This window comes from Nocardia sp. NPDC041819 (assembly GCF_055590505.1).
In genome coordinates this window covers 121,460-145,086 of sequence record NZ_JBVJAP010000010.1, presented here as the reverse complement: position 1 = coordinate 145,086, position 23,627 = coordinate 121,460, and the positions used below count along the sequence as shown (strand labels likewise).

Sequence of the window (23,627 nt, the reverse complement as noted above, 5' to 3'; positions counted from 1 at the left end):
CTCAGACCGGGAAGAGGCTGTGCTTGCGCGGATTGGGCTCGGCGCTCGCCTCCTTCTCGCGCAGCAGGCGCAGCGCGCGACGGATCTCCAGTCTGGTCCGTGAGGGCTCGATCACCGCATCGATGTAGCCGCGCTCGGCGGCGATCCACGGCGTGGCCACCGTGGCGTTGTACTGCTCGATCATGTAGTCGCGCACCGCCGCGCGTTGCTCAGGGGGCACCTGGGCGATCTGACGCTTGCCGACGATGCTCACCGCGCTCTCGGCGCCCATCACGGCGATGCGCGCCGTCGGCCAGGCCAGACTGACGTCGGCGCCGAGTTGCTTGCAGCCCATCACGGCGTAGCCGCCGCCGTAAGCCTTGCGGACCACGACGGTGACGATCGGAACGGTCGCCTCGATCACCGCGCGGAAGAACCGCCCGCCGCGTTTGATCACCCCGCTGCGCTCCTCCTCCACGCCGGGCAGCACACCGGGGGTGTCCACGACGAAGATCAGCGGCAACCCGAAGACATTGCACAAGCGGATGAAATGCGTCGCCTTGTCCGAGCATTTGGCATCGATCGCGCCGCCGAGCACCAGGGGCTGGTTCGCGATCACCCCGACGCTGCGCCCGTCCACCCTGGCGAAGCCGGTGATCAGGTTCTGCGCGGTGGCCGCGCTGATCTCGTGGAAGTCACCGTCGTCGAACAGCCGCAGCAAGATCTCGTGCATGTCGTAGCCCTGCCGATCGGCATCGGGAACGATCGAGTCCAGTTCCAGATCGTGCGGCGTGACCTGCGGCTCCAGCCCCGGGTTGACGATCGGGCCGGGCTCCAGGCAACTCGACGGCAGATAGCTCAGATAGGTCCTGGCCCAGTCGAACGCGTCCCGCTCGGTGGCGGCGACGTGGTGGACGGTGCCGGTGGCGGCCTGCGCCTGCGCGCCGCCCAGCTCCTCCATGGTCACCTCCTCGCCGGTGACCTCCTTGATCACCTCGGGGCCGGTGACGAACATGTACGACTTCTCGGTCGCGATCAGGACGTCGGTGTTCACCGGTGCGTAGACCGACCCGGCGGCGCATTTGCCGAGCATGATCGATACCTGTGGTACGAAGCCCGACAGCCGTTCCTGGCGGCGGCTCATCAGCGCGTACCACGCCAGCGAGGTGACCGCGTCCTGGATGCGGGCGCCACCGGAGTCGTTGATCGCGACGACCGGGCAGGCATTCGTGGTGGCGAAATCCAGTGCGGCGGCCACTTTGCGGCCGAACATCTCACCCACCGAGCCGCCGAAGACGGTCTGATCGTGCGCGATCACCACGACGGGCCTGCCGTCGATCCGGCCGCGCCCGGTGACCACGCCGTCGCCGTACATGGCGCCGGGGGTGCCCGGCTGGCGCACCAGCGCGCCGATCTCGACGAAACTCCCGGGGTCGAGGAGCGCGCGCACCCGCTCCCGCGCACTGGGGATGCCCTTGCTCTTGCGCTTCGCGATGCCGTTCTCGCCCGCGGGCTCCTCGGCCAGCTCCAGGATCGCCCGCAGCTCGTCCAGCTTCTCTCGCGTACCGCTCATATGTGGTGTAGCCCTTCGAAACTCGTCGCGACGCCGTACGGCAGCGCGGCGCTCGATGCTATCGGCGCCGCGATCCGCTGCACAGCCGTTCGGAAGATCTCATGGAACAGCTCACAGGTTTGCCTTTCGATTCCACGGTTCATAGCACGTGCCGGACCGCTCCGCTGCGACGACACGGACTGTGCGACGTCCCAATCGTGGCCGTGGGCGTCGATGAACCGTCCTCACAGCGTCGAAGGGGACTTCTCAGGTCGGTGCCCGCGGATCTAGGGTGAGCTCGACGCAGCGCCGGAAATGCGCGGACGGCGCTGCGTCACATACTCCGGAGATCAATGGGCCGGCGACGGCTCGGGCGCCGGATTCGAAAATCGCGGTGCCGCAGCAGTTCTGTCCGTGCCGGACGCCGTCGGCCTCGATCCGCTCGAAAAGCTTGTGATCGCGCCCAACCGGTCGGGCGACCACTGATGACTTACCCGATTCGGCGCGACATATCTCGATTCCATCACGATCCGTCGCTAACCTTCGGAAGGCATGATGGGCAGGCAGCCGAGAACGAGTACCGAGACATTGACATCGAAACTCGTCGAACACCTCGCCGAGCGCGTCGGCCACGACGCCTCCGGCGATGTCGCGAGCACCGCGCGGAACTGTTTGGCGGCCGCCGTCGAACTGCTGGCGCCGCGTCCGGCGCCCGCGGCACCGCGACCCCCGGAGATCGCCGGTTTCGCCTCGCGCTGGGCGCGGGAGGGGATCGCGCTGGAAACGGTGCTCGGCGCGTATCACGACGAAATCCGCAACGGACTGGAATTGCTCGCCGACGAGGTCGCCGACGAGCGGACCGACCATTTTCTCGCGGGTGCGCGACTGGCGATCCACGTCCTGGAAATGGTGACCGTGGCGGCGTCGACCGCCTACGTGGACGAGCACCGCGCGGTCGCGCGGGAACATCAGACCGCCGCCCAGACGCTGGTCTCCGCGTTGCTGGGCGGGCACGCGGTCGGCGAACTCGCCAGGGCGACCGGCATTCCGATCGCACGGTCGTACCAGGTCGTGGCGCTGGGCATTCCGGCGCACCCGGACGAGCGAAGACCCGTCACGGGCACCGACGCGGCCCGGCGCAAACTGCGGCGGGTCCAGGCCGCTCTGGCCGATCCGCTCGGCTCACGGGCATTGTCGGTGCTGTCCGCCGCCGGCGGCACGGTGCTGGTGCCGATCGATGACGTGCCCGCCCGCACCGGAACATTCAGCATGACCCCCGACGTGCTGGCCATCGTCGGCGAGGCCGCCGAGGTGCCGTTGACCGCCGCGGTGGCCACCGGGCGCACCGCGCGCATTCCCGAATTGGCCGGGCGCGCCCACGATCTGCTGGACCGGTTGCGGGCGGCGAACAGGCCCCCTGGGCTGTACGGGGTGACCGACGCGGGTGACACCGCGGGTTGTGAACTGCCCCAGCCGGGTCATATGACCGTCGTCACCTCGCCCAACGATCACCTGATCGGCCGTTCGGCCTGAAATTTCGCCGGTATCGTCGAACGTGCCCTGAAATCGAGGGTGAGCAAAGGAGTGCGAGTGACCACCGCGTTGACCGATCGCGATATTCTACGCGAACTCGAACCCACCGCCGAACGCCTGCTCAACGACCATCTGCGCAAGGCCAAGTCCTGGAATCCGCACGATTACGTGCCGTGGGACGACGGGCGTAATTTCGCCGCCCTCGGCGGAATCGATTGGGAACCGGGACAATCCGGACTTTCCGAACTCGCGCAGACGGCGATGATCACCAATCTGCTCACCGAGGACAATCTGCCGTCGTATCACCGGGAGATCTCGGACGCGTTCTCACTGGACGGGGTGTGGGGTACCTGGGTGGGCCGGTGGACTGCCGAGGAGAACCGCCACGCCCTCGTGATGCGTGACTATCTGGTGGTGACCCGCGCGGTCGATCCGGTGCTGCTGGAGCAGGCCAGGATGGCGCATATGGCCACCGGCGTCGCGAAACCTGGCACGGGGCAAGTGTTCCTGCATTCGGTGGCCTACGTCACACTGCAAGAGCTGGCGACCAGGATCAGCCACCGGAATACCGGAGCGGCCTGCGAGGAGCCGATCGCGGAGCGTATGCTCCAACGAGTCGCCGCCGACGAGAACCTGCATATGATCTTCTACCGGAACATCAGCGCCGCCGCTCTGGACCTCGTGCCGAACGAAGCGCTGCGCGCGATCACCACCGTGGTCACCCGCTTTCAGATGCCCGGACTGTCCCAGCCGAACTTCCGGCGTAACGCGGTGCTGCTGGCCAAGCACGGCATCTACGATCTGCGCCAGCATCTCGACGTGGTCGTTCGCCCGGTGCTGCGCGCGTGGCATGTCTTCGAGCGCACCGACCTGACCGGCGACGGCGAACGCGCCCGCGACGAACTGCACGCCTACCTCGAGGACCTGGAGCTGAAGGCGCGACGGTTCGAGGAGCAGCGCGAGCGCGCGGCGGCCAGACGAGCGGAACGGGCCGCTGCGGCAGGATGAGGTCGCGCGTACCGATCACCACGGCGGCGATGGCCCTCATCGCCGCGGTCACCGCTGCCCCCGTGTTCGCCGATCCGGTCCCGCAGACCCCGCCGCCCGCGGTGGACCCGGCCATGACCCGCACCGGGCTGCTGTCGATCGAAAAGGTCGCCGAGGGGCATGAACGGCTCTCCATCGCTTCCGCGGCGATGCGCAGGATCATCTCGGTCGACGTGCTGCGCGGCAGCGGCGAGGCGCCACGCCCGGTGCTGTATCTGCTCGACGGCGTGGACGGCGACGCCACATCGGCATGGCTTGGCAAGGGCGGCGCCGCCGAATTCTTCGCGGGCAAACCGGTCGACGTGGTGCTCACCGGCGGCGGCACCGGCAGCATGTACAGCGACTGGGTCCGCCACGACACCGCGCTGGGACTCAACCGCTGGGAGACATTCCTCACCACCGAGCTTCCACCGATCGTGGAATCGCTGCTGCGCACCGACGGCCGCCGCGCCATCGCCGGAGTGTCGATGGGGGCGCAGGCGGCGATGATGCTCGCCCAGCGCCACCCCGGCTGGTATCGCGCCGTCGCCGGGATGAGCGGGTGCTATTCCACCGCGGACCCGCTCGGTCACGCGGTCACCACCATCACGGTCGCCTCGCGCGGTGGCAACGTCGACAATCTCTGGGGCCCGCCGTCCTCACCGGAATGGGCCGCGCACGACAGCCTGCTGCATGCGGAGAACCTGCGTGGCACCGCTGTCTACCTCTCGGCGGCCGCCGGGCTGCCGACCGGCGCCGACCTGGTGGCGGTCGCGAACTCCCCGTCGGTCGCGGACGCGCTGCGCACCGCGGGCGGCGGCGCGGCGCTGGAGGCGGGCGCCCGTGCCTGCACCGAGCGGTTCGCCGCCCGCCTGTCCGAGCTGCAGATTCCCGCGACCGTGGAGTACACCGCGGAGGGCATGCACACCTGGCCGGATTTCCAGGCCCAGCTGCCGCGGGCCTGGCGGGTGCTGGCGGAGGCGCTCGGAGTGCCCGCCGCCCCGTGAATCGGCGCGGAATCAGCGCGGCGCGCTCGCGTTGACATCGGTATGACCTCGGCGCTGTCCTCTGTCCGGTTCTCCGTCCTCGATCGGTCGCGCGTGCGGCGCGGTCAGAGCCATCCGGCCGCGCTGCGGGAGACCGTCGAGTTCGCCCGGCTCGCCGAGGAATGGGGCTATCACCGCTTCTGGGTGTCCGAGCACCACAGCGTGCCCGGCGTGGCGGGTTCGGCGCCGACCGTGCTGGCGGCGGCCGCGGCGGCGGCGACTTCGCGGATCCGCATCGGCACGGGCGGCGTGATGCTGCCCAATCATCAGCCGCTGGTGGTCGCCGAACAGTTCGGCGTGCTGGAATCGCTGTACCCGGGACGCATCGACATGGGGTTGGGCCGCTCGGTCGGCTTCACCGACGGCGTGCGGCATGCGCTCGGGCACGGCAAGCGCGACGCGGAGGACTTCGACGCCCGGCTCGCCGAACTCCTGGCGTACTTCACCGAGGGAAGGCAAGGGGTGCACGCCTGGCCCGCCGAGGGACTGCGGGTTCCCGCCTTCCTCCTGGCGACCGGCTCCGGCGCCGAACGTGCCGCCCGTTTCGGGCTGCCGCTGGTGATCGCCCCGGCCGGCGGCGAGGACCGCATGGTCGAGGCCATCGAGCGCTACCGCGCCGAATTCCGTCCCGCCCTGGCCGGCGCCGAACCCTACGTGATGGTCTCCGGTTCGATCGTCATCGCCGACAACACCGCGCAGGCCCACCGGCTGCTGCTGCCGGAGGCGTGGTCCGCCGCGTACGCGCGCACCCGTGGCGAGTTCCCGCCCCTGCTGCCGCCCGCCGAGATCGAGGCACGCACCATGACCGACCGGGAGCGCCGAATCGTCGAGGAGGGGCTGCGCGGCCATCTGTACGGCACCGAGGACGAGGTCGCCGACCACCTCGAGCGGCTGGTGACCAGGACCGGCGCGGACGAGATCCTCGTGCACACCAGCACTTACGATCGCGCGGCGCGGCTGGATTCGCATCGCCGCCTGGCGTTGCTCACCGGTCTGTCGCCCGACCGCGCAGACCGCGATCACGCGGACGCGCGGTCCGGCCGGGCCGCCTGATCCCGATATCGCCTACGCGAAGAGCACTTCGGCGGCGGCGTAGCCGAAGAGTCTGCGTCCCTCGGAGCGCGCGTCGACCGCGATGGTCGCCCGCCGCTTGCGCGCATCGATCGAGGTGACCCGGCCGCGGAAGTGGATCGTGCCCGCTCCCAACGACGGGATCCGCAGGTGCTGAGTGTTGTGCGCGAACTGCGCGCGGAAACGGGTGACCGCCGCGGGATCACCGAGCCAGGAACTCAGGAACGAGGTGGCCAGCCCGAGTTTCAGCATGCCGGGCGCGACCACGGTCGGCAGGCCGCTGGCGACGGCGACGCGTTCGTCGAACAGCACCGGATTGGATTCGCCGGTCACGCCGGCGTAGTTGACCAGGTCGCCACGGGACAGGCGCATGGTGCGAACGGGCAGCTCGGTGCCCACCGCCAGGTCTTCGAAATTCACACGCGTGCGCGGTATCCGGGAGTCCGGCGTCGGCGTGAGATAGTCCGCCGCGGCCGGGACGACGGTGCTGCCCGCGGCCGGCTCCTCGGGGCAGCGATGACCCATGGCGACTTTGCGCACCGCATCGGCCAACCCGGGATCACGCTCGCCGACGCGCGCGAGCAGCGCGCTGGAGCCGGTCTGCACCACGGCCCCGTGCTGGTCGATCAGCACACTCTTGATCGCGAGGACGTCGTAGTCGCCGAAGTGCCGGAACGATTCGAAATAGATGTCGCAGGTCAGCCGATCGCCGGCCACCAACGGCCTGCCGAAGTCGAAGACCTGGTCCGCGTGCAGAATGCGGGTCGGGTCGTAACCGGTGATCAGCGTGTCCAGTATTTCGGTTTGCACCCTGGTGAGAATGATCGAGCTGAACGTCGCGGGCGCGATGAGTCCGGAAAAGCCGAGTTCGGCCGCGGCGGCCTCGCTTCGATGCGCCGGATGCGAATCCTGGACGGCGCGGGCGAATTCACGGATCTTTTCCCGTTCCACCTCGTAGCGAAGAGTGGAACGGTAACGATGGTCGACCAGCGACATCGCCTGTTCGGCGGGATTAACCGCGGTCTCGTTCATGGTTGCTCCTGTATTGCGAAACGGTAATCGACGGCGGCATCCCGTCAGGGGAGCGGACCGAACCGCCAGAGTGCGGGCGGCACCTGCTCGGGGGTCACGGTGCCGACGACGTCCACCCCGGCGTCGTGGAAGGTGCCCACCGCCCGGTCCATGTGGTCGGCCGACGTGATCACCACGGCGTCGCGTGCGCCGATCGCGCGCATGATCGTGGCCGAGCGCACGGCGTTCTGCGCGGTCGTGTCGGCCTCCGGCTCGAGCTCGATCCGGGCGGGCGGGACGCCGCGGGCGATCAGCCAATCGGCCATCGCCCGTGCCTCGGTGATGCCGTTGCGTGCGTTGCCGCCGGTCACGATGATCGGCGAGAAGGGCGCCAGCAGCGCCTGCGCGTATCCGGCGTGCAGACGATCGATCAGTTCCGGGCGCATGCCGCCGTCGGGCAGCAGTCCGTAGCCGAGCACGACGATGGCGGTGACCGGCCCGCGCACCGTCGGCGTCGGGGCGGGGATGAGGGCGAACGGCGCGGTGATCGAGGGGCCCGCGTCGGCGGAGCCAGGGCCGTCCGCGGCGGCGTGCGGGGGGTTGGTCAGGGCGGCGGTGACAGCGAACGCGCCCAGCACGGTGCGGGCGAGGGTAACCATGGTGGCGGACACGGGATCTCCCAGTGGTTAGCCACCGGATGGCCACCGATGGCTGGGTTCAGCGTCCATCCATGATGCGGCCTTCGGCCGTTGCGGAACCGTAATCGCCTGGTGATCTGGAAAATTCACCGTTTCAGCGCCATCGGCTTGTGCAGGCCGACCTATTCGCCGAATTCATGAAATTGCCCTTTTCGCGTACTTTGTGCCGTCTCCCTAGCCGTGGCCGAACGCATTCGTGAGGTCTCCAGATCCAGCTCTTCCGCATAGGCCGTCCCGTTTTCCGGTTCTAGCGTTGGCGCAGCTTCGGTGCCGTCTACCAGCGAGAACGGCGCCGGTCGTCGAACACCGTGGTTCTGCAGGAAGGCAAATCATGAAACGAAGTACCTACGGGCGATCGTCCTTGGCGGCGGTGCTGCTGAGCGTTTCGGTGCTCGCCGTCGGTGCGTCCGGCGCGAACGCGGCGCCGGAGGCTCAGCCCACCGAACAGCAGTTGGCCGACTACATCGCGGCGGGCCGCACGGCCGCGCCGGTGGCGGATTCGGGCAGCGCGGGCACCGGCTCGGCCTGCACCTCGGGCAGCGGCGCCGGGTCGGGCAACGGATCCGGGGACTGCTACGGCGGATCCGGCAGCAGCTCGGGATCCTCCGGCGGATACGCCAGCGACACCGTGGGTTACGGTCCGCCGATGACCTCGTGGCTGGCCGCGTTCGGCTACGGGCTGACCCATCCGGACGTCGCCCCGCCGGGCGCCAACGACTGGAGCTGCAAGCCGACCGCCGAGCACCCCCGCCCGGTGGTGCTGGTGCACGGCACCTGGATGAACGCCTACAACGGCTTCGCCTTCATGGGCCAGCCCATCAAGGACGCGGGCTTCTGCACCTTCACCTTCAACTACGGCCGGTCCAACCTGCTCGAGGGCGGCGGTCTCGGATCGGTGCTGCCCGGGGTGATGGGCACCGGCTACATCCAGGACTCGGCCAAGCAGCTGGCCACGTTCGTCGACCGGGTGCTGGCCGCGACCGGGGCCTCGGAGGTGGACCTCGTCGCGCATTCGCAGGGCGGGTCGATGTCGAACTGGTACACCAAGTTCGAAGGCGGCGCGGCCAAGGTGAAGAATCTGGTCACCTACGGCGCCACGCATCACGGCACCAGTCTGGACGGCATCGGCGCGCTGGGCCGGGCGATCAACAACTTCGGCATCGACATCCTCGGCTTCATCGAGATCTTCGTCGGGCACGCGGGCATCCAGCAGACGATCGGCTCGGACTTCGTCAACAAGCTCAACGAGAACGGCGACACCGTCTCCGGGGTCGACTACACCGTGGTCGGAACCCGCTACGACGAGATCACCAATCCCTACGATCTGACCTTCCTGAAGGCGGCGCCCGGCGTCACGGTGCAGAACATCACGCTGCAGGACGGATGCGAACAGGACGTGTCCGACCACCTCACGATGATGTACTCACCGCGGGCGCTGTCCATCGCGCTGCGCGCGCTGGACCCGGCGGGCCATCCGAATCTGGAGTGCACCTTCAACCCGTGGTTGCTCGGCGGCGGGGGCTCGCTGTGATCACCGGATGACCTGCTCCCGTCGAGCGGCGTGGTTTGTGCCCCGACTCCGCCCGCCTGCTCGACGGGAGCACCGGCCGCCACGCGTTTCTGCCCGCCGGACGGGATCTCTCAACCCGCCCCTGTCCGGCGCGTACGTCCCCGGCGCGCGGCGGTATGCCCACCGAGTGGCCCTCGCACCCGCTGCTCGGTGGGCATCGGCGTGTTCCGGGACGTTCCGTTCCGTGCACTATCGCCAACATTGGTAATCGACAATGTCTTTCAGCGCTCTAAGGTTGACCGACCTTATGTTCGTCCGAACCGCTTTGTGCCCGAACAGGAGCCATGCATGCTGGTATCCGGTTCCACGCGCAGATCCTTCCTGCGCGCGGCGGGCTTCGGCGCGGCGGCCTTGTCCGCCGGCTGCACCGGATTCGCCACCAGCGGCAACGGCGGAATGATCTTCCTGTCCACGCAGTTCCGTCCCGCCGACGAGGCCGAACGGTTCCGCGGTCTGCTCGCCGATGCCGCACCCGGCGTCGGTTACGTGACCATCGAAGAGAGCCCGTTCGCCAGCCAGGTCCGCAGCCAGGTCGACGCGGGAGCGACGCAGATCGGCCTGCTCGGCGGCCTGCACGGCGACATCGCGCCGCTCGCCGACGGCTATTTGCAAGACCTCACCGGTTTGGTCGCCGACCTCGGCCCCCGCGGCTGGCCCGCCGCCTACCTGGAACTGGCCAGGGTGGGCACCGACCGCACGTGGTACATCCCGTGGGCCACGGCGAGTTATGTCCTTGCCGCACATGCGGACGCGCTGGAGCATCTGCCGTCCGGCGCCGATGCCGCGTCGCTGACCTATGACCAGTTCCTTGACTGGGCCATCGCCGCGCGCCGCGCCAACGGCAATCGCCCCGTGCTGGGTCTGCCCGCCGGACCCAAGGGCCTGCTGCACCGCTTCGTCCAAGGCTTCCTGCTGCCCTCGTTCACCGGCGGGCAGATCACCACCTTCCGCTCGGACGAGGCCGTGACGGCGTGGCGATACCTGCGTGAGCTGTGGGCGAACTGCGTCCCGGCGAGCACGAACTTCGACTTCATGCAGGAGCCGCTCGACAGCGGCGAAGTGCGCCTGGCTTGGGACCACGTCGTGCGCGTGGTCCACGCCCCCGAGCGCGACCCGCGCAACTGGCGGATGCTTCCGGCCCCTCGTGGCTCGCACGGCCTCGGTTACATGGCCGTGATCGCCGGACTCGCGATTCCCGAGGGCAGCCCGGACCCCGAACTGGCGCGGCGGACGATCAGCACGCTCACCCGTCCGGACACTCAACTGCGGCTGCTGCGTTCCAACGGTTTCTTCCCGTCGGTCGACACGGCGATCCCGGGCGACCTGCCGCCGGCCATCCAGCTGGAGGCCGATGCGGTGCGCAGGCAGCAAGAGGCGCCCGGCGCCATTCTTTCGCTGCCACCGGTGGGTCTCGGACAGCGTGAAGGCGAGGTGAGCAAGGTTTTCAAAGACAGTTTCCGCTCGATCGTGCTCGACGGAGCCGATATCCGCTCCACGCTGGATCAGCAGGCTCGGGTCCTGCAAGGCATCCTCGACGACCTGAAGGTGCCGTGCTGGGCTCCGGATCCCGCCGCCGAACTCTGCCGGGTGGGCTGACCATGATGTCGCGACTGCGCTCCCCGTGGATGCTGCTGCTGCCCTCGATCGTCCTGATGGCGGCGCTGTTCGGCTGGCCGCTCGTGCAGGGCGTGCTCGAGGCGTTCCGTGGCGACGACGGACTCACCCTCGCCAACTGGAAGCGACTGTTCGACGATCCCTACATCGTCACGGCACTGCGCAACACGGTCCTGCTGATCGTGATCGTCGTGCCGATCCAGCTCGCGCTCGCCGTCGGCATGGCGCTGCTCATGCAGGCGCGGCCGCGGTTCGCCGGCGGCCACTTCTACCTGTGGTGCCTGCCGCTGGCGATCTCCGAATTGGCCGCGGGCCTGGTCTGGCTGTCCATTTTCGACAACCGCGGCTATCTGAACTCCCTGCTGGTCGGCCTCGGAGTCTCCGACGACGGCGTGCAGTGGCTCGGCTACCAGAACGCGGGCACGATGCTGCTGGCGGTCGTGGTGGCGGAGGTCTGGCGCGCGACGTCGCTGGTGTTCGTGATCGTGGTGGCGGGCGTGCAGATGATCCCGCGTGACTACGACGAGGCCGCGCAGGTGTTCGGCGCGAACTTCTGGCAGCGGCTGCGGCACGTGACGCTGCCGCTGCTCGGGCCGAGTCTGCAGGTGGCGCTCATCCTGCGGACCATCCTGGCCCTGCAGGCGTTCGCCGTGGCGCAGGCATTGACCGGGCGGGACTTTCCGCTGCTGGTGGGCGAGACCTACGAGTGGTACGCCAATCTGCAGAATCCCGCGGTCGCCAGCGCTGTCTCGCTGATCGTGCTCGCGATCTCGCTAGCCACCGCGGTCTTCTACCTGCGGGCGGTCCGGCAGCCGGAGCGGGCGCGATGAACCCGGACAGCGCCCCGTCGCGCGCACTGCCACCCGTCGATCGCGCGCCGCTGCGCAGGCGCCGCAGGCGCGCGGTGTGGGTGCAGGTGGCCTGCTCGGGCGTGAGCCTGTTCATGGCGTTGCCGATCGTTCTCATCGGCCTCGCCGCGGTGTCCTCCCGCGAGGCGCTCAACGAGTTCCCGAAACCGCTGGTCCCCAGTGATTTCTCCACCGAAACGCTGATCGCGTTCTTCCGGGCGACGGGAACCGCCGCCGCACTGGGCAACTCGGTGCTGGTCGGTCTGTACACGGTGTTCTGGTCCCTGGTGATCGGCGCGCCGGCCGGATATGCGCTCGCGCGCCACGCGTTTCGCGGCAAAGACACCTATCAGGTCTTCATCCTCTTCGTGCGCGCCTTGCCGATCGTGGTGCTCTCGGTGCCGCTGGCCACGATGTTCCTGCGCGTCGACGTGTACGACACGGTGTTCGCCGTGACACTGGTGCACACCACGCTCGCGTTGCCGACCACCGTGCTCATCACGGCGAGCATCTTCGTCGCGGTGCCGCCCGATCTGGAGGAGGCGGCCCAGGTCTTCGGATGCGGCCGCTGGCAGGCCGCGCGCCGGATCGTGGTGCCGCTGGCGCTGCCGGGGCTGGCCGCGTCGTCGATCTTCACGTTCGTCCTGTCGTGGAACGAGATCCTCGGCGCGACGATCGTGACACTCGGGCACCGCACGCTGCCCGCGCAGGTGCTCACCGCGCTGGACGAGGCGTCGACGGCCTACCGCTTCGCGGGCGGCTTCGCGTTGATCATCCCGGCGCTGGCGTTCATCTTCGTGATGCGGCGCTACCTGGTGAACATGTGGGGGACGACGCTGCGATGACAGGGGTTCGCTGATGGCTGAAGTGGTGGTCCGGGATCTGGCGAAGACCTATCCCGGCGGTACGGCGCGCGCCACCGACGAGGTCTCGCTGGAGATCTCCGACGGCGAGTTCATGGTGCTGCTCGGACCTTCCGGCTGCGGCAAGACCACCTTGCTGCGCATGATCGCCGGGTTGGAGCTGCCGGACTCCGGTCAGATCGTGATCGGCGGCAAGGACGTCACCTATCTCGAGCCGCGGCGCCGCAATCTGTCCATGGTGTTCCAGTCCTACGCCGTGTTCCCCAACAAGAAGGTCGCCGACAACATCGGTTTCGGCCTGCGCGTGCACGGCGTGCCCGCCGACGAGATCCGTCGCAAAGTCGCATGGGCCGCGGAGTTGTTGCAGCTCACGCCCTACCTGGACCGCTACCCGGCGCGACTGTCGGGCGGGCAGCGCCAGCGCGTCGCGGTAGCGCGGGCGATCGTGATGGACGCCGACGTGCTACTCATGGACGAACCGCTGTCCAACTTGGACGCGCTGCTGCGGCTGTCGTTCCGGGCCGAGCTGAAACGACTCGTCGCCGAACTCGGCACCACCACGATCTACGTCACCCACGACCAGATCGAGGCGCTGTCGCTGGGCAACCGCGTCGCCGTGATGCGCGCCGGGGCGATCGTCCAGTGCGGCCCGCCCACCGAGGTCTACGACGACCCCGCCACCGAATTCGTCGGAGGCTTCCTCGGCAGCCCGCCGATGAACTTCCTCACCGGCACGGTCGCCGCCGGAGCAGCCGGGCCGCGCATCGACCTGGGCGGGCAATCGCTCGCCGTTCCTCCCGAGCTGTCCTCCTTCGAGGGCAAGACGTTGCGGCTCGGCATCCGCCCCGAGGCCGTCGTGTTGGCCGGCAACCCCGCGGACGCGACGGTGCGGGCCGAGCTCGAAGTGCTCGAGCCACTGGGCTCCTCGACCCTGCTCACCACCCGCCTCGGCGGGCAGACGGTGAAAGTGCAAGCGCCGCCGGGCTTCCGCGCCGACGAGGGCGGCACTGCGAATCTGCACCTGCCTCCCGAAGCATGCCGCTGGTACGACCCGGAAACCGGAATGCTCCTGCCGGTCGGGTGAGCACCGGACGCCGGCCCGGCGTCTGCGCGAGGTTATCGCGGAACCCGAGGAAGTTCGGTCCAACCGGCGGCGCCGAAAGCGAAGGCCCGGCAGGGCTTGCAGCACCCACAGCAGAATGTTCGATGTCCAGTTGGCCTCGACTGCCGATGAGTCACAGTTCGAGCGGGTGGGCATCGAGGCGATGCCGAGTCGGTTCCCGGCGTAATGGTGTAGCGAAGCGTCAGGTATGAGTTCCTCGCTGAACGGCAAGGCCGAGGAAGCCGGATGTGGGCTCGGCCGACTGTGTGGCGGGCTCGGGCAACCGGGCCGAGGCGGGCTGTGTGAGCCCGGCCGGCGGGGTCGGCAGGTGCAGTTGATGCCGTAGTGCGGCGACCAGTGCGGCGGTCTCGGACGGTTCGGCGGTGCCGAAGACGTACCGGTCGGGGCGCAGCAGGACCACTCCGCCCGGACGCAGCCGGGCTCGGCGGAACCAGCGGGTGAGTGTGCCGGTGTGGTCTTCGATGTCGGTGAGGTCGTCGCGGCCGTCGCCCGGTTTGCCTTGCGGGCGGCCGCCCAGCGGGTAGACCGTCACGAAGCGGGTGTCGAGGGCGCGCAGAACGTCCAGGTCCGCGGGGGAGAAGGCGCGGCGTGGGTCCGACCCGTAACCCAGGACGGCGAAACCGAGGCCGAGCGTGTCGTCGAGTCGCTGGTGCCTGCCGTGGTAAGTGCGGATCTCGGGCTGGGGCGCGATTCTGCCCTGAACTCCGCGGATCAGCGGGCGAGGCAGGCCCAGGTAGGCGCCGCGGCGGAAGCGCGGGGCGGGCTTGATCTTCGCCTGGCGGATCCATCCACCGAGGCCGGGTACCCGCACCGTGGTGGAGATGAGGGTGTCGCGAGCCGCTGCGAGGAGCCGGTTGTCGAGGGAGACGATGTTCTTGTTGAATACCGACAGGTCGATCATGGCCTCGGCGTGCGGGCGGCGTTCGCTCTCGTAGCTGTCCAGGATCGCCGGGTCGGCGCCGTGGCGCAGGATCGTGGTGAGCTTCCAGGACAGGTTATCCGCGTCGCGCACACCGGAATTCATGCCCTGGCCGATGAATTGCGGGGTCATGTGCGCGGCGTCGCCTGCGATCAGGATCCGGGCTTCGCGCCAGCGGTCGGCGACCACGGCGTTGAAGGTGTAGACGAGCTTGCGCAGCACCTCGACCTCGTCGGGGTCGACGTAGCGGGAGATGTGGCGGCGCACCGTTTCCGGGTCCTCCATCTGCTCCTTGGTCTGGTCCTCGCGCAGCATGAACTCGAAGCGGTGGTGCCCGTCGGGCTGCGGGCAGGACACGATCGGCAGCTCGGGGTCGCAGACGAAGTCGAAGTAGGGCAGGTGCCGGAACGCGTCGACGCCCTCGCGTGCCTTCAGATCGACCACCAGCCAACGCTCGGGAAAGCTGGTGCCCGACATATCGATTCCCAGCTCGGTGCGCACGATGCTGCGCCCGCCATCACAGCCGACGAGGAACTTCGCCCGCACCCGTTCGGCCGTGCGCAGGTCGATATCCGCATCGCGTTTGCCGTAGCCGGTACCCGTGCACGCGGCGTGCTCGACGCTCACCGACGCGGCGTCCTGGTCGAAACCGGTCACGGCGCGCCCGCGGCGCACGGTGACGTGCGGGTACCGGTCGAGAGCGCGCTCGAGGCTGTTTTCCAGGTAGGGCTGGTAGAGGAAGTTGGACACGGGCCAGCTCAGGGGCCGGTCGATCTGGTTGAACTGCGCGAGGACTTTTCCGTCGCCGCGGACCCATTGGACGGTGGAGTCGAGGTTCATCTCGGCGTTGATCTCGTCGGCGACGTCGGCGGCCTGGAAGATCCGCATGCATTCGTCGTCGGTGTAGACCGCGCGGGCCAGGCCGTAGTACTCGGGTTCGCGTTCGAGAAGGAGTACGTCGACGCCGCGGCGGCCGAGCAGGTTGGCCAGGGTCAGGCCGGTCGGGCCGAGCCCGACGATCACGATCTCGTGGTCGAATTCGCTCATCTGACAACGCTTCCGGTGAGTTCGGGGACGGTGATCTCCGGGGTGCGCAGCCGGGCGGCCGCGGTGCGGAGCTGGGCGAGTTTGTCCAGTGGGGTCTCGGAGACGGTGTGGTGGCCCCAGATGCTGATGCCCTGATAGGTCGTCGCCGCCCATGCGGCGTCGAGTTCCGGGGTGATGACGATCGGGTTCCAGCCGACCTCGAGTTCGAAGCCAGAGGGAGTGACGCAGTAGAACGACAGTTCGCGGTCGTTGGTGTGCTGCCCGACCGACCATGCCATCCGGAACCCGAGATCGGTGACGCGGCCGTAGGCGGCGAGCATGTCTTCGAGGGTGGCGGATTGGATATTGACGTGCTGGACCCGGGTGCGGATGGGGTCGATCCTGATGCCGCGGATGTTGGCGACGGCGATCGAGTGGTGGCGTTCGTCGACCCGCAGGAAGCGGATCTTCATCTTCAGCCCGGAGATGTTCTCGTCGATGAAGTCCGACACCCGCGAATCGAACAGGGTGCGGTAGTAGGCGTGCATCGATTCCGCTTCCCGCGACAGGATCGCCACATGGCCCATGCCGGCTTCGCCGGTGACCCAGCCGGAGTTGAGCATGCGCAGCGGCTCTGGTGTGGTCAGCGCGGTGGTGAAGATCTCGGTGGCGATGCCTTTCGGGCCGGGGAAGCGCCACAGCCGTTCCACCCCGCGTAGCGCGGTCTCCTCGGCGGTGCCTTCCTCGATCGGCACGCCGCGGTCGCTGACCCGGGCCAGGATGCGGTCGAATGTCTCATGGTCGTCGACCTGCCAGCCCAAGGCGGTCACATCTTCGGCGGGGCCGCGTCGGATCAAGAAACGGCACGCCCGGTCATCGAGACGGAATCGCAGGGTGTCGGCGTCGAGCCGATCGGTGTGCAGTCCGATCGCCGACGCGCCGAAACGCTCCCAATCCGGCAACCGCTGCGACTGCACCGCCAGGTAGCCCAGGTGGACCGCGCCGTAGACCGAGGCGTCGGCGTTGGGGCGCAGCAAATCGCTCATCGCGAGTGTCCGAGGAAGGTCCCGGCGAGATCGTTGAACAGTTCCGCGCGTTCCCACTGCACCCAGTGGCCGGTGCGCGCGGCCAGGTAGACGTCGCAGTCGGGCATGCGGTCGGCCAGCATGCGGGCGCCGCTGGGCCGGTTCACCCGGTCCGCGGCGCCCCAGACCACCAGGGTGGGGTGCCGGACCTGACCGAGCCGCGGGTCGCGGGTGAAGTCCATCCGCCACACGGTGCGCAGCGCGCCCGGCCCGGACGGGCGCCGCAGTGGCGGGTTCTCGATCACCTCGGGGTCCAGGCTGGCCTGATAGCGGTTGTCGAGGATGTCCTCGGTGACGGCGCTCGCGTCGTAGACCAGGTAGTTCCGCACGAACTCCGCGAGCTTCTCCCGGCTCGGTCCCGTTCCGCTGTAGTAGCTCAGCAGCGACTGGAGGCCCTTGGTCGGCAGCGCGCGGGTGGTGCCGACACCGCCGGGGCCCATGAGGATCATCCGGTCCACCTTCTCCGGCCGGTCCATCGCCAGCCGCAAGGCCGCAGCACCGCCGTAGGAGTTGCCGACCAGATGGGCGCTGGGCACGCCCAGCGCGTCGAGCAGTCCGCCGACCGCCGCGGCGAGATCGCCGAACGGGTCGGTGTGGTCGACCCGCTTGGTGGAGCGCCCGTAACCCGGCATGTCGGGCACGATCACCCGGAACTTCCCGGCCAGAGCCTCGATATTGCGCGAGTAGTTCGACCGTCCGGAGGCGCCGGGGCCGCCGCCGTGCAGTAGCACGACGACCGGGCCCGCACCGGCCTCGGTGAAGTAGATATCGCGGTCGCCGACCCGGACCATCCGCCCGGCCTCGACTCCGTTGTCAGTGCTTGGCACAGCCACCTCCACAGCTCTAGTGATGAAATCATCAGTTACGAGGGATGCATCTGTCAAGGTGATATTGATGATTCGATCAGAAACTGTTTTGCCTCGCGAATCGTAACTGACCGATTCCTCAGTTATGATTTCTCCAGACGAACAGGGGAAGGTCTGATGACTGCCGAACCAGTGGTGCGTACCCGCACCGATCGCCGCCGTGAGCGCACCCGCAACGCTCTGCTCGGTGCGGCGCGCAAGTTCCTGTCCGAGGGGCGTTCGGTGGTGAGCATCCAGGAGATCACCGAGGCTGCCGATGTCGGATTCGGCTCGTTCTACAACCATTTCGAGTCCAAGGACCAGCTCTTCGACGAGGCGGTTCGCTCGGCGCTGCAGGTCTACAGTGAAATGCGCGACAAGATCGTGGCCCTCTACGAGGACCCGGCCGAAGTGTTCGCCGTGAGCTTCCGGATGACCGGTCGGTTGCAGCGGCGCATCCCGGAGATGGTGCGCGTGGTGCTCAACTCCGGCATGGCCGTGATGCTGCGCGACGAGGGCCTCGCGCCACGCGCCCGCCGCGACATCCGCGCCGCCCAGGAGGCGGGCCGGTTCGAGCCGATGGATCCGGACCTGGCTGTCATGGCCGCCGGTGGTGCGATGCTGGGGCTGCTGCAACTGCTCGATGCCGACCCGGCCGCCGACGCCGACGCGCTGTCGGACGAGATGACCTACCGCATGCTGCGCATGTTCGGGATGAACAAGCGGACCGCGCAGCGTCTCAGCTCCGGCGACCTTCCCGACATCCCGCAGATCTGAGCGGCGCGCCCAGCCGCCTCGAACTCGTGCCACGCCTGGGCAGCCGGGGCCGGGATCGTCGGCCGGTCGCGGAACCGGGTTCGGCTGTGCCACCGGCGCGGCGGCGGGCGGGCTCGGGGTTGCCGGCTCAGCGGTTCAGGCCGCGTTCCCCTCAGCGCGCCGGTCGCGGAGGATCGTCGTCGAGCAGCCCCGATCAGGCGCCTTTCGGCCGAGCCCAGGCTGTCAGCTGCCACTGAGTCTCGATCTTCCCGAGCTCGACCGTGAAGATCGAGCCGGTCTGCGTTACGCGCTTGCGCTGGAGATCGACTGTCGCGGGAACAACGACACACGCCCACCAATCTTCACTGGCTGTCGGCCGTGCCACATATGTGGCGGCATTCCGTCGAGTATCCGCATCGGTTCGGCGCACAACGCTGCCCTCGCGTTCGGGTCGGCGTTGTTGAAGGCATCGACGTATCAAAGCACCACCGTTGTCGGGTCGTCCGGGTTGTTCACAACGAGCCCCGGGGTGGTCGTGGTCATTTCATGGTGGCGAGGTTGTGCCAGAGGTGTTTGAGGCTGTCGGTGCCGCCGAAGAGCGTGGTGAAGTTGGTGGAATCGATGAGCACGATGTCGCCGGTGCGTCGCCCGGTGGGGGGCATCCAGATCAGGGCGTTGAATTCGGTGTTGCCCGCGGTGGTGAAGGGGTGGGGGCGGGTGGGGTCGACGCGCTGGCGGGCCAGCACACGGAGCGAGTCGCTTTCGGGCGCGGTGAGTTGGTAGTGCGGCAGATGGGGATGGAAGTTGAATGTGGTGACCTGGTCGAGGAGCCGGGGGGTGTCCAGGTCGCGGTACGCGGTGACGGGGGAGATCTGATCGGTGCCGTTCACGACCGCCGGGCGTAGGCCCCAGGTGTTGTGGATCGGCACGTCGAGCGTTTTCATCAGCGAGCGCGTGTACTGGCCGAATCGCTGCTGGCGGGGGACCAGCGGATCGCCGTGATGGCGGTATTCGATTTGTCGCTGCGCGTTGTCGTCGCTGAAGCCGACGTCGTGGTGCGGCGCGAGCAGCAGGCAGGTGCCGTCGCGTCGCAGCCACGCACCGATGGCGTCGCTCTCCTCGGGTGCGGCCCGCTGTTCGGAGAGGATGTGGTCGAGCCCGAATATCATCAGGGTGTCGGTGTCGGCCAGGATGCGTTCGTCGATGGGCAGGGTGTAACCGGCCTGGTCGATGCGCTGGAAGACCGCGACGGGATGACCGGTGGCCTCCTCGGCCAGCTGCTGGAAATCCAATGTCGAGCGGTGGAACAGCTCGAGGGTGCCTGCGATGCCTTGCAGGAAATGCGCTCTGTCGTAGTCGGGGGTCTCGTAGGCCGGCCATGTGGCGTTGCGGACTTCGGTCATCGTGGAGAAGCGGTTGTAGATTTCGGCGGGGTCGCGTTGGGCTTCCCATGGGTAACTCCACGTCCAGTAGATGCTGATCCGCCGCCGCCCGTCGGCCTTGCGCGACATGTGACTCTGGTTGTAGGTGCGTGCCGTCGGCAGGCTGCTCATGAGGTCACCTCTGGGCTGTCGAGCCCGGCCAGGTAGCGCAGGGCGCTGATTCCGGGCAGGAAGAAGTACGCGCCGCCTTTGAGCGTGGTGAACGCGGGCAGGCTCGCGAACACCCTGCGGATCGGCCGCTTCGGGACGGTGAACTCCAGGGTGCCGTCCTGGGTGCCGCAGATGGGATCGTGCTCGTTGCCGAGTTCGTGAAACGACTTGTCGTTGATCCAGACGTTCTGGGCGAACTCGAACTGGCGAACCAGGCTGGCGCAGATGATGAAGGCGGCGATACCTCGGTCCGCGCCGTCGTCGGAGGCGTCCGGTGGCAGCGCGGACCCGTAGGTGGCGCCACGACGAATCATCCTGCGCCGGTTCATATGCACCGCGGTGTCACGCGGATTGAGTCGCCGCGCATGCGCGCCCAGCGGCACGGCATAACCGTGCGGGTCCATCTCCTTGTAGTTGAAGTCGTTGTTGCGTGAGGGATCCGCACCCAGCTCGGGGTCGTCGCGGTCCGGCGAAAGCACGAGCGGGGCGCCGCTGCGCCACCGGCCCATGAACTTGGCGGCGAGTAGTTCCTGCCCGTCGGGGGTGTCGGCGTGCTCGCGCAGGAAGTCCCGGAATGCGCCCACGTGTTCTTGCAGCCGCCGGTAGGCCATGTAGCTGCCGTTGCGGGACAGGACCTCCGGCTGCGGCTGCCCGCGGGGCGGCCCTTCCTCGTCGGGGTAGCCCAGGATGAATTCACCGGGTTGCAACGGCGCGCCGGAGCCGGGGGTCGGGTCCTCGCCGGACCCTTCGATCGCAGGCTGGGACAACCGGTCGCGGAATCCGAAGTGGTCGTGGGCGTAGTTGAACGGCGGTGTCGCGTTCAAATCCAGGAACGACAACACGCGCACACCCGGACAGCCGACCACCAGTTTCTCGTGTTCGGCCGTGCACCGCTGTCGTTCGGCCTCGGTGCGGGCGAACAGGATTGCGATGGCATGCAGGTCGTCACCGGCCAGCCCGCCCACCCAGTTGTCGGGATGATTGGCGCCGGTGTCGCCCAAGATGTCGGCGCGGGCGGCCATGCCCTCGCGGAACTCGTCGGGGAAGGTGGCGAGCGCTTGCTCCGACACTCCGAGCGCCCGCAGCCCGTTCCAGGTGAAGGCCAGTGTGACCCAGCGCTGCGAGCTGTCCATAGTGGCGCGCACGTCCGCGGCCGACTGCACCCGGTCCAGCAGCGCGGTCAACCAGGCTCGGCCCCCGGCGGGGTCGTCGAAGGACAGGAACTCATAGCGGCCGGTCACCGCCGGGGTGCGGGTCAGCAGGATGTGTTGAATGTCGTCGAGTTCGAGCATGGCGCCGGGTCACTGCATCTGATCGAGCATGTCGGAGAACGCCGCCTTCAACCGCAGCGCCTTCTTGATCTCCTCAGTGCTGACGTAAGGGTATTCGCCGTACTCGAGGAAACTCGGAAAGTGATGTTCACGAACGAATTCGACGAACGCGTCCGGATTTTCCTTCCAATCCTCCGGGAATCCCTCGAGGTTGGTGAAAACGGTGTCTATACCGGTCTGCGTGAACAGCATCACGGCGTCTTCGGTGTACTTGTCGAAATCGGTATCGAAGATGCCCTGATATTGGAAATGCAGTCCGAAACCGACGTCGAACAGCAGCCACCGCAGGTAGTGCAGCCGCAGCGGTGCCAGTACGTCCGGGCTTGCCGCCACCGCGGCTTCCATCTGCTTGCCGTGCGCGCGGATGGCCTCTTCCCGGCCGGGTTTCACCTTGGCGATGATCGAGAACCCGTAGCAGGCCGGAGTTCGTGGAAACGTGGGACCGTATCGGCCGCGCTGCAGTTCGAAGTAGCCCTCTGCCGGAATGGCCAGCGCCGCTGGTTTGCTCCAGTCCTGATCGGCGGTTGGCATATTGTGCACCTACCTTCGCTGCGTGAGCCAACCGAAGCTCAGAAGTCGATAATCGTTTTCGATTCGTGACGCGGCCCGGCGTTCGCATCGCCGCACCAGCGGAAATTACGTCGGCCGGCATCCGATTTTGGCAGGATGACCTCATGCCGACTCCGTCGCAACACACCAAGCCTGCGCCGCCCCCGCGTCGATTGTCAACGCCGCGAGCCGCCGCATCGGCCGGGGTGGTCTTCGCGGTATTGCTCGGTACGACGCTGGTCTTGATTCGGCTCACAATGCCGGAGCACGCCGAGAATTCGACGCAATGGCTACAGGATCGGCACGGCGTGATCACCACGGCGACAGTGCTGATGCCCTTCGCCGGAATCAGCTTTCTGTGGTTTATCGGCGTCGTGCGCGACGGGTTCGGACAGTATGAAGACCGGTTCTTCCTGTCGGTATTCTTGGGCAGCGGACTGCTCTTCCTGGCGATGATGTTCGTCGCGACCGCTGCCGCCGCGGGCCTGGTGATGAGCAACGACGGCGTCACCGACCAGGGCGCCCGCGCCGAGGTGATCAACTTCGGGAGGATGGTGGTGGTTTCGGCGAGCCAAACCTACGCGTTGCGGATGGCCGCGGTATTCATGATCTCGCTCGCGACGATCTGGGCGAAGACCAGGCTGATGCCCCGTTGGCTCGTCGGTCTCAGCTACCTGCTCGCTGTGGCGCTGCTGGTCGCCAGCGAGCTGAACCGGTGGGTGACGCTGGTTTTCCCGGTGTGGGTGCTCGTGGTCAGCGGCTTGCTCCTGGCTCGCGCCGGACTGATCGACCAGCAGCGCGACGAGCGCGGTGAATCTCGGCGGCAGCTTTCATGAACGAGTCACCGTCGCGGCGTTCGCCCGAGTTGAGAATGCTCTATCAGGCGGTGGCGGAGCGACACCTGCAACACGACAACCTGCTCTGGCAGGTGCCTGCCGTCAGCCTCACAGCTCAGGCCTTCTTGTTCAGTATCTCGATGGGAGCAGGCAACGACGCCGTCGCGCGGATCGCCTCCTCGCTGCTCGCGCTGAACGTGTCGATCATCTCGATCATGCTGATGGCGAGCCATCGCCTCGCCGCTCGTAAGGATGTGCTCTGGCTGGAGCGTTTCGAACAGAACGAACTCGCGGCCGGCGCCTGGGGCGCACACGGCACGGCATTCGAAACACAACAAGACATCGCCGACCTGGACGCCGGATGGGTGGGCAACCTGATACCGATGCGGCAGATGTTCACGGTCTGGGTGGTCGGACTCGCCTGCTTCGGCCTGGCCGCCGTCTTCATGATCCTGCGGACACTCATCGGCCTCGCCCGGTGAGCGGATCTCACCCGGCCGGGCGCCAACGGGCCCCGAAACGGAGCCTCCCAGCATCTGGTGCGTCCCGTCCTCTAGTGGCTTCCGGCCGATCGCAGTAACCTGGTTGAATCACGTCCTTTCCTCATCGTCGCGGAAATGGTCATCGCTTCGGCCGGAATACCGGTGTCGAAGCCGCCAGGTCGACGCAGTCGTGATAGGGCTTGGCGCCGGACCGTCCTGCACAGGGTGTGGTTCGGCAATTTCACCGCACGGTTGACGCTCGCCGTGCGAGA

Annotated in this window: 21 protein-coding genes; 12 read left to right on the top strand and 9 right to left on the bottom strand. The window is 67.9% G+C overall.

The features are described 5' to 3' along the window. Position 1 precedes the first annotated feature (1 nt). Positions 2-1,552: an acyl-CoA carboxylase subunit beta gene (locus ACZ6DL_RS25925; protein WP_466054901.1), complete on the bottom strand. Its 1,551-nt coding sequence runs from the start codon at positions 1,550-1,552 to the stop codon at positions 2-4. A gap of 567 nt (positions 1,553-2,119) precedes the next feature. On the opposite strand from ACZ6DL_RS25925, the gene ACZ6DL_RS25920 reads away from it, so the two are divergent. The 4 genes from ACZ6DL_RS25920 to ACZ6DL_RS25905 are packed head-to-tail and all read left to right on the top strand — an operon-like array spanning position 2,120 to position 6,189. Then, entirely contained in the window at positions 2,120-3,064 is a 945-nt protein-coding gene (locus ACZ6DL_RS25920) for an RsbRD N-terminal domain-containing protein (protein WP_466054900.1), read from the top strand. A gap of 57 nt (positions 3,065-3,121) precedes the next feature. Beyond that, entirely contained in the window at positions 3,122-4,072 is a 951-nt protein-coding gene (locus ACZ6DL_RS25915) for an acyl-ACP desaturase (protein WP_466054898.1), read from the top strand. Further along, positions 4,069-5,097: an alpha/beta hydrolase gene (locus ACZ6DL_RS25910; RefSeq protein ID WP_466054896.1), complete on the top strand. Its 1,029-nt coding sequence runs from the start codon at positions 4,069-4,071 to the stop codon at positions 5,095-5,097. Before ACZ6DL_RS25915 ends, ACZ6DL_RS25910 begins: the two co-directional genes overlap by 4 nt. Positions 5,098-5,139: 42 nt before the next feature. Further along, the gene (locus ACZ6DL_RS25905) at positions 5,140-6,189 is read left to right on the top strand and encodes an LLM class flavin-dependent oxidoreductase (RefSeq protein ID WP_466054894.1); all 1,050 of its coding nucleotides are present in this window, start codon (positions 5,140-5,142) and stop codon (positions 6,187-6,189) included. Between the two features lie 12 nt (positions 6,190-6,201). Here the strand turns inward: ACZ6DL_RS25905 and ACZ6DL_RS25900 are convergent, their stop codons facing one another. Further along, on the bottom strand, positions 6,202-7,239 hold the full coding sequence (locus ACZ6DL_RS25900) for a fused (3R)-hydroxyacyl-ACP dehydratase subunits HadA/HadB (protein ID WP_466054892.1): 1,038 nt from the start codon (positions 7,237-7,239) through the stop codon (positions 6,202-6,204). A gap of 44 nt (positions 7,240-7,283) precedes the next feature. Beyond that, positions 7,284-7,889 (bottom strand): YdcF family protein, encoded by a 606-nt coding sequence (locus ACZ6DL_RS25895; protein ID WP_466054890.1) that lies wholly within the window; start codon positions 7,887-7,889, stop codon positions 7,284-7,286. 358 nt (positions 7,890-8,247) lie between these two features. Here ACZ6DL_RS25895 and ACZ6DL_RS25890 point away from each other — a divergent pair, with 358 nt between their 5' ends. The 5 genes from ACZ6DL_RS25890 (at position 8,248) to ACZ6DL_RS25870 (ending at position 13,895) form a co-directional block, all read left to right on the top strand. Next, positions 8,248-9,447 (top strand): esterase/lipase family protein, encoded by a 1,200-nt coding sequence (locus tag ACZ6DL_RS25890; RefSeq protein ID WP_466054888.1) that lies wholly within the window; start codon positions 8,248-8,250, stop codon positions 9,445-9,447. A gap of 327 nt (positions 9,448-9,774) precedes the next feature. Beyond that, positions 9,775-11,082, top strand: a complete 1,308-nt coding sequence (locus tag ACZ6DL_RS25885; protein ID WP_466054887.1) for an ABC transporter substrate-binding protein — start codon at positions 9,775-9,777, stop codon at positions 11,080-11,082. A 2-nt stretch (positions 11,083-11,084) separates the two neighbouring features. Beyond that, positions 11,085-11,930 carry a carbohydrate ABC transporter permease gene (locus tag ACZ6DL_RS25880; protein WP_466054885.1) on the top strand — a complete coding sequence of 282 codons (846 nt, stop codon included), beginning with the start codon at positions 11,085-11,087 and terminating at the stop codon, positions 11,928-11,930. Beyond that, entirely contained in the window at positions 11,927-12,793 is an 867-nt protein-coding gene (locus tag ACZ6DL_RS25875) for a carbohydrate ABC transporter permease (RefSeq protein WP_466054883.1), read from the top strand. Before ACZ6DL_RS25880 ends, ACZ6DL_RS25875 begins: the two co-directional genes overlap by 4 nt. Positions 12,794-12,806: 13 nt before the next feature. Then, positions 12,807-13,895: an ABC transporter ATP-binding protein gene (locus tag ACZ6DL_RS25870; RefSeq protein ID WP_466054881.1), complete on the top strand. Its 1,089-nt coding sequence runs from the start codon at positions 12,807-12,809 to the stop codon at positions 13,893-13,895. 220 nt (positions 13,896-14,115) lie between these two features. On the opposite strand, the gene mhpA is transcribed toward ACZ6DL_RS25870, so the two are convergent. Genes mhpA through ACZ6DL_RS25855 form a run of 3 tightly spaced genes read right to left on the bottom strand, consistent with a single transcriptional unit; the run spans position 14,116 to position 17,755 of the window. After that, complete coding sequence (gene mhpA, locus ACZ6DL_RS25865) at positions 14,116-15,900, bottom strand: bifunctional 3-(3-hydroxy-phenyl)propionate/3-hydroxycinnamic acid hydroxylase MhpA (RefSeq protein WP_466054879.1); 1,785 nt, start codon at positions 15,898-15,900, stop codon at positions 14,116-14,118. Next, positions 15,897-16,925, bottom strand: a complete 1,029-nt coding sequence (locus ACZ6DL_RS25860) for a VOC family protein (protein ID WP_466054877.1) — start codon at positions 16,923-16,925, stop codon at positions 15,897-15,899. Before ACZ6DL_RS25860 ends, mhpA begins: the two co-directional genes overlap by 4 nt. Next, positions 16,922-17,755 carry an alpha/beta fold hydrolase gene (locus ACZ6DL_RS25855; protein WP_466055119.1) on the bottom strand — a complete coding sequence of 278 codons (834 nt, stop codon included), beginning with the start codon at positions 17,753-17,755 and terminating at the stop codon, positions 16,922-16,924. Before ACZ6DL_RS25855 ends, ACZ6DL_RS25860 begins: the two co-directional genes overlap by 4 nt. Positions 17,756-17,947: 192 nt before the next feature. On the opposite strand from ACZ6DL_RS25855, the gene ACZ6DL_RS25850 reads away from it, so the two are divergent. Next, positions 17,948-18,586: a TetR/AcrR family transcriptional regulator gene (locus ACZ6DL_RS25850; RefSeq protein WP_466054875.1), complete on the top strand. Its 639-nt coding sequence runs from the start codon at positions 17,948-17,950 to the stop codon at positions 18,584-18,586. A gap of 518 nt (positions 18,587-19,104) precedes the next feature. Here ACZ6DL_RS25850 and ACZ6DL_RS25845 read toward each other — a convergent pair. From ACZ6DL_RS25845 to ACZ6DL_RS25835, 3 genes are read right to left on the bottom strand one after another with little or no spacing between them, the layout of a single operon-like run. Then, entirely contained in the window at positions 19,105-20,118 is a 1,014-nt protein-coding gene (locus ACZ6DL_RS25845; RefSeq protein ID WP_466054873.1) for a hypothetical protein, read from the bottom strand. Next, positions 20,115-21,449 (bottom strand): Dyp-type peroxidase, encoded by a 1,335-nt coding sequence (locus ACZ6DL_RS25840; protein WP_466054871.1) that lies wholly within the window; start codon positions 21,447-21,449, stop codon positions 20,115-20,117. The genes ACZ6DL_RS25845 and ACZ6DL_RS25840 overlap by 4 nt, the downstream gene beginning before the upstream one ends. 9 nt (positions 21,450-21,458) lie before the next feature. Beyond that, a complete protein-coding gene (locus ACZ6DL_RS25835; RefSeq protein WP_466054869.1) occupies positions 21,459-22,019 on the bottom strand; it encodes a hypothetical protein in 561 nt (186 codons plus the stop codon). A 143-nt stretch (positions 22,020-22,162) separates the two neighbouring features. Between ACZ6DL_RS25835 and ACZ6DL_RS25830 the strand changes: the two genes are divergently transcribed. Both ACZ6DL_RS25830 and ACZ6DL_RS25825 read left to right on the top strand, forming a co-directional pair. Continuing rightward, positions 22,163-22,873, top strand: a complete 711-nt coding sequence (locus ACZ6DL_RS25830) for a hypothetical protein (RefSeq protein WP_466055118.1) — start codon at positions 22,163-22,165, stop codon at positions 22,871-22,873. Between the two features lie 50 nt (positions 22,874-22,923). Beyond that, positions 22,924-23,355 carry a hypothetical protein gene (locus ACZ6DL_RS25825; RefSeq protein ID WP_466054867.1) on the top strand — a complete coding sequence of 144 codons (432 nt, stop codon included), beginning with the start codon at positions 22,924-22,926 and terminating at the stop codon, positions 23,353-23,355. Positions 23,356-23,627: the final 272 nt, after the last annotated feature.

Coding starts and splice junctions, on each gene's coding strand:
- ACZ6DL_RS25925 (WP_466054901.1), bottom strand. CDS start 1,552: ATGAGCGGTACGCGAGAGAAGCTGGACGAGCTGCGGGCGATCCTGGAG.
- ACZ6DL_RS25910 (WP_466054896.1), top strand. CDS start 4,069: ATGAGGTCGCGCGTACCGATCACCACGGCGGCGATGGCCCTCATCGCC.
- ACZ6DL_RS25905 (WP_466054894.1), top strand. CDS start 5,140: ATGACCTCGGCGCTGTCCTCTGTCCGGTTCTCCGTCCTCGATCGGTCG.
- ACZ6DL_RS25900 (WP_466054892.1), bottom strand. CDS start 7,239: ATGAACGAGACCGCGGTTAATCCCGCCGAACAGGCGATGTCGCTGGTC.
- ACZ6DL_RS25890 (WP_466054888.1), top strand. CDS start 8,248: ATGAAACGAAGTACCTACGGGCGATCGTCCTTGGCGGCGGTGCTGCTG.
- ACZ6DL_RS25885 (WP_466054887.1), top strand. CDS start 9,775: ATGCTGGTATCCGGTTCCACGCGCAGATCCTTCCTGCGCGCGGCGGGC.
- ACZ6DL_RS25880 (WP_466054885.1), top strand. CDS start 11,085: ATGATGTCGCGACTGCGCTCCCCGTGGATGCTGCTGCTGCCCTCGATC.
- ACZ6DL_RS25875 (WP_466054883.1), top strand. CDS start 11,927: ATGAACCCGGACAGCGCCCCGTCGCGCGCACTGCCACCCGTCGATCGC.
- ACZ6DL_RS25870 (WP_466054881.1), top strand. CDS start 12,807: ATGGCTGAAGTGGTGGTCCGGGATCTGGCGAAGACCTATCCCGGCGGT.
- mhpA (WP_466054879.1), bottom strand. CDS start 15,900: ATGAGCGAATTCGACCACGAGATCGTGATCGTCGGGCTCGGCCCGACC.
- ACZ6DL_RS25860 (WP_466054877.1), bottom strand. CDS start 16,925: ATGAGCGATTTGCTGCGCCCCAACGCCGACGCCTCGGTCTACGGCGCG.
- ACZ6DL_RS25855 (WP_466055119.1), bottom strand. CDS start 17,755: ATGGTCCGGGTCGGCGACCGCGATATCTACTTCACCGAGGCCGGTGCG.
- ACZ6DL_RS25850 (WP_466054875.1), top strand. CDS start 17,948: ATGACTGCCGAACCAGTGGTGCGTACCCGCACCGATCGCCGCCGTGAG.
- ACZ6DL_RS25845 (WP_466054873.1), bottom strand. CDS start 20,118: ATGAGCAGCCTGCCGACGGCACGCACCTACAACCAGAGTCACATGTCG.
- ACZ6DL_RS25840 (WP_466054871.1), bottom strand. CDS start 21,449: ATGCTCGAACTCGACGACATTCAACACATCCTGCTGACCCGCACCCCG.
- ACZ6DL_RS25835 (WP_466054869.1), bottom strand. CDS start 22,019: ATGCCAACCGCCGATCAGGACTGGAGCAAACCAGCGGCGCTGGCCATT.
- ACZ6DL_RS25830 (WP_466055118.1), top strand. CDS start 22,163: ATGCCGACTCCGTCGCAACACACCAAGCCTGCGCCGCCCCCGCGTCGA.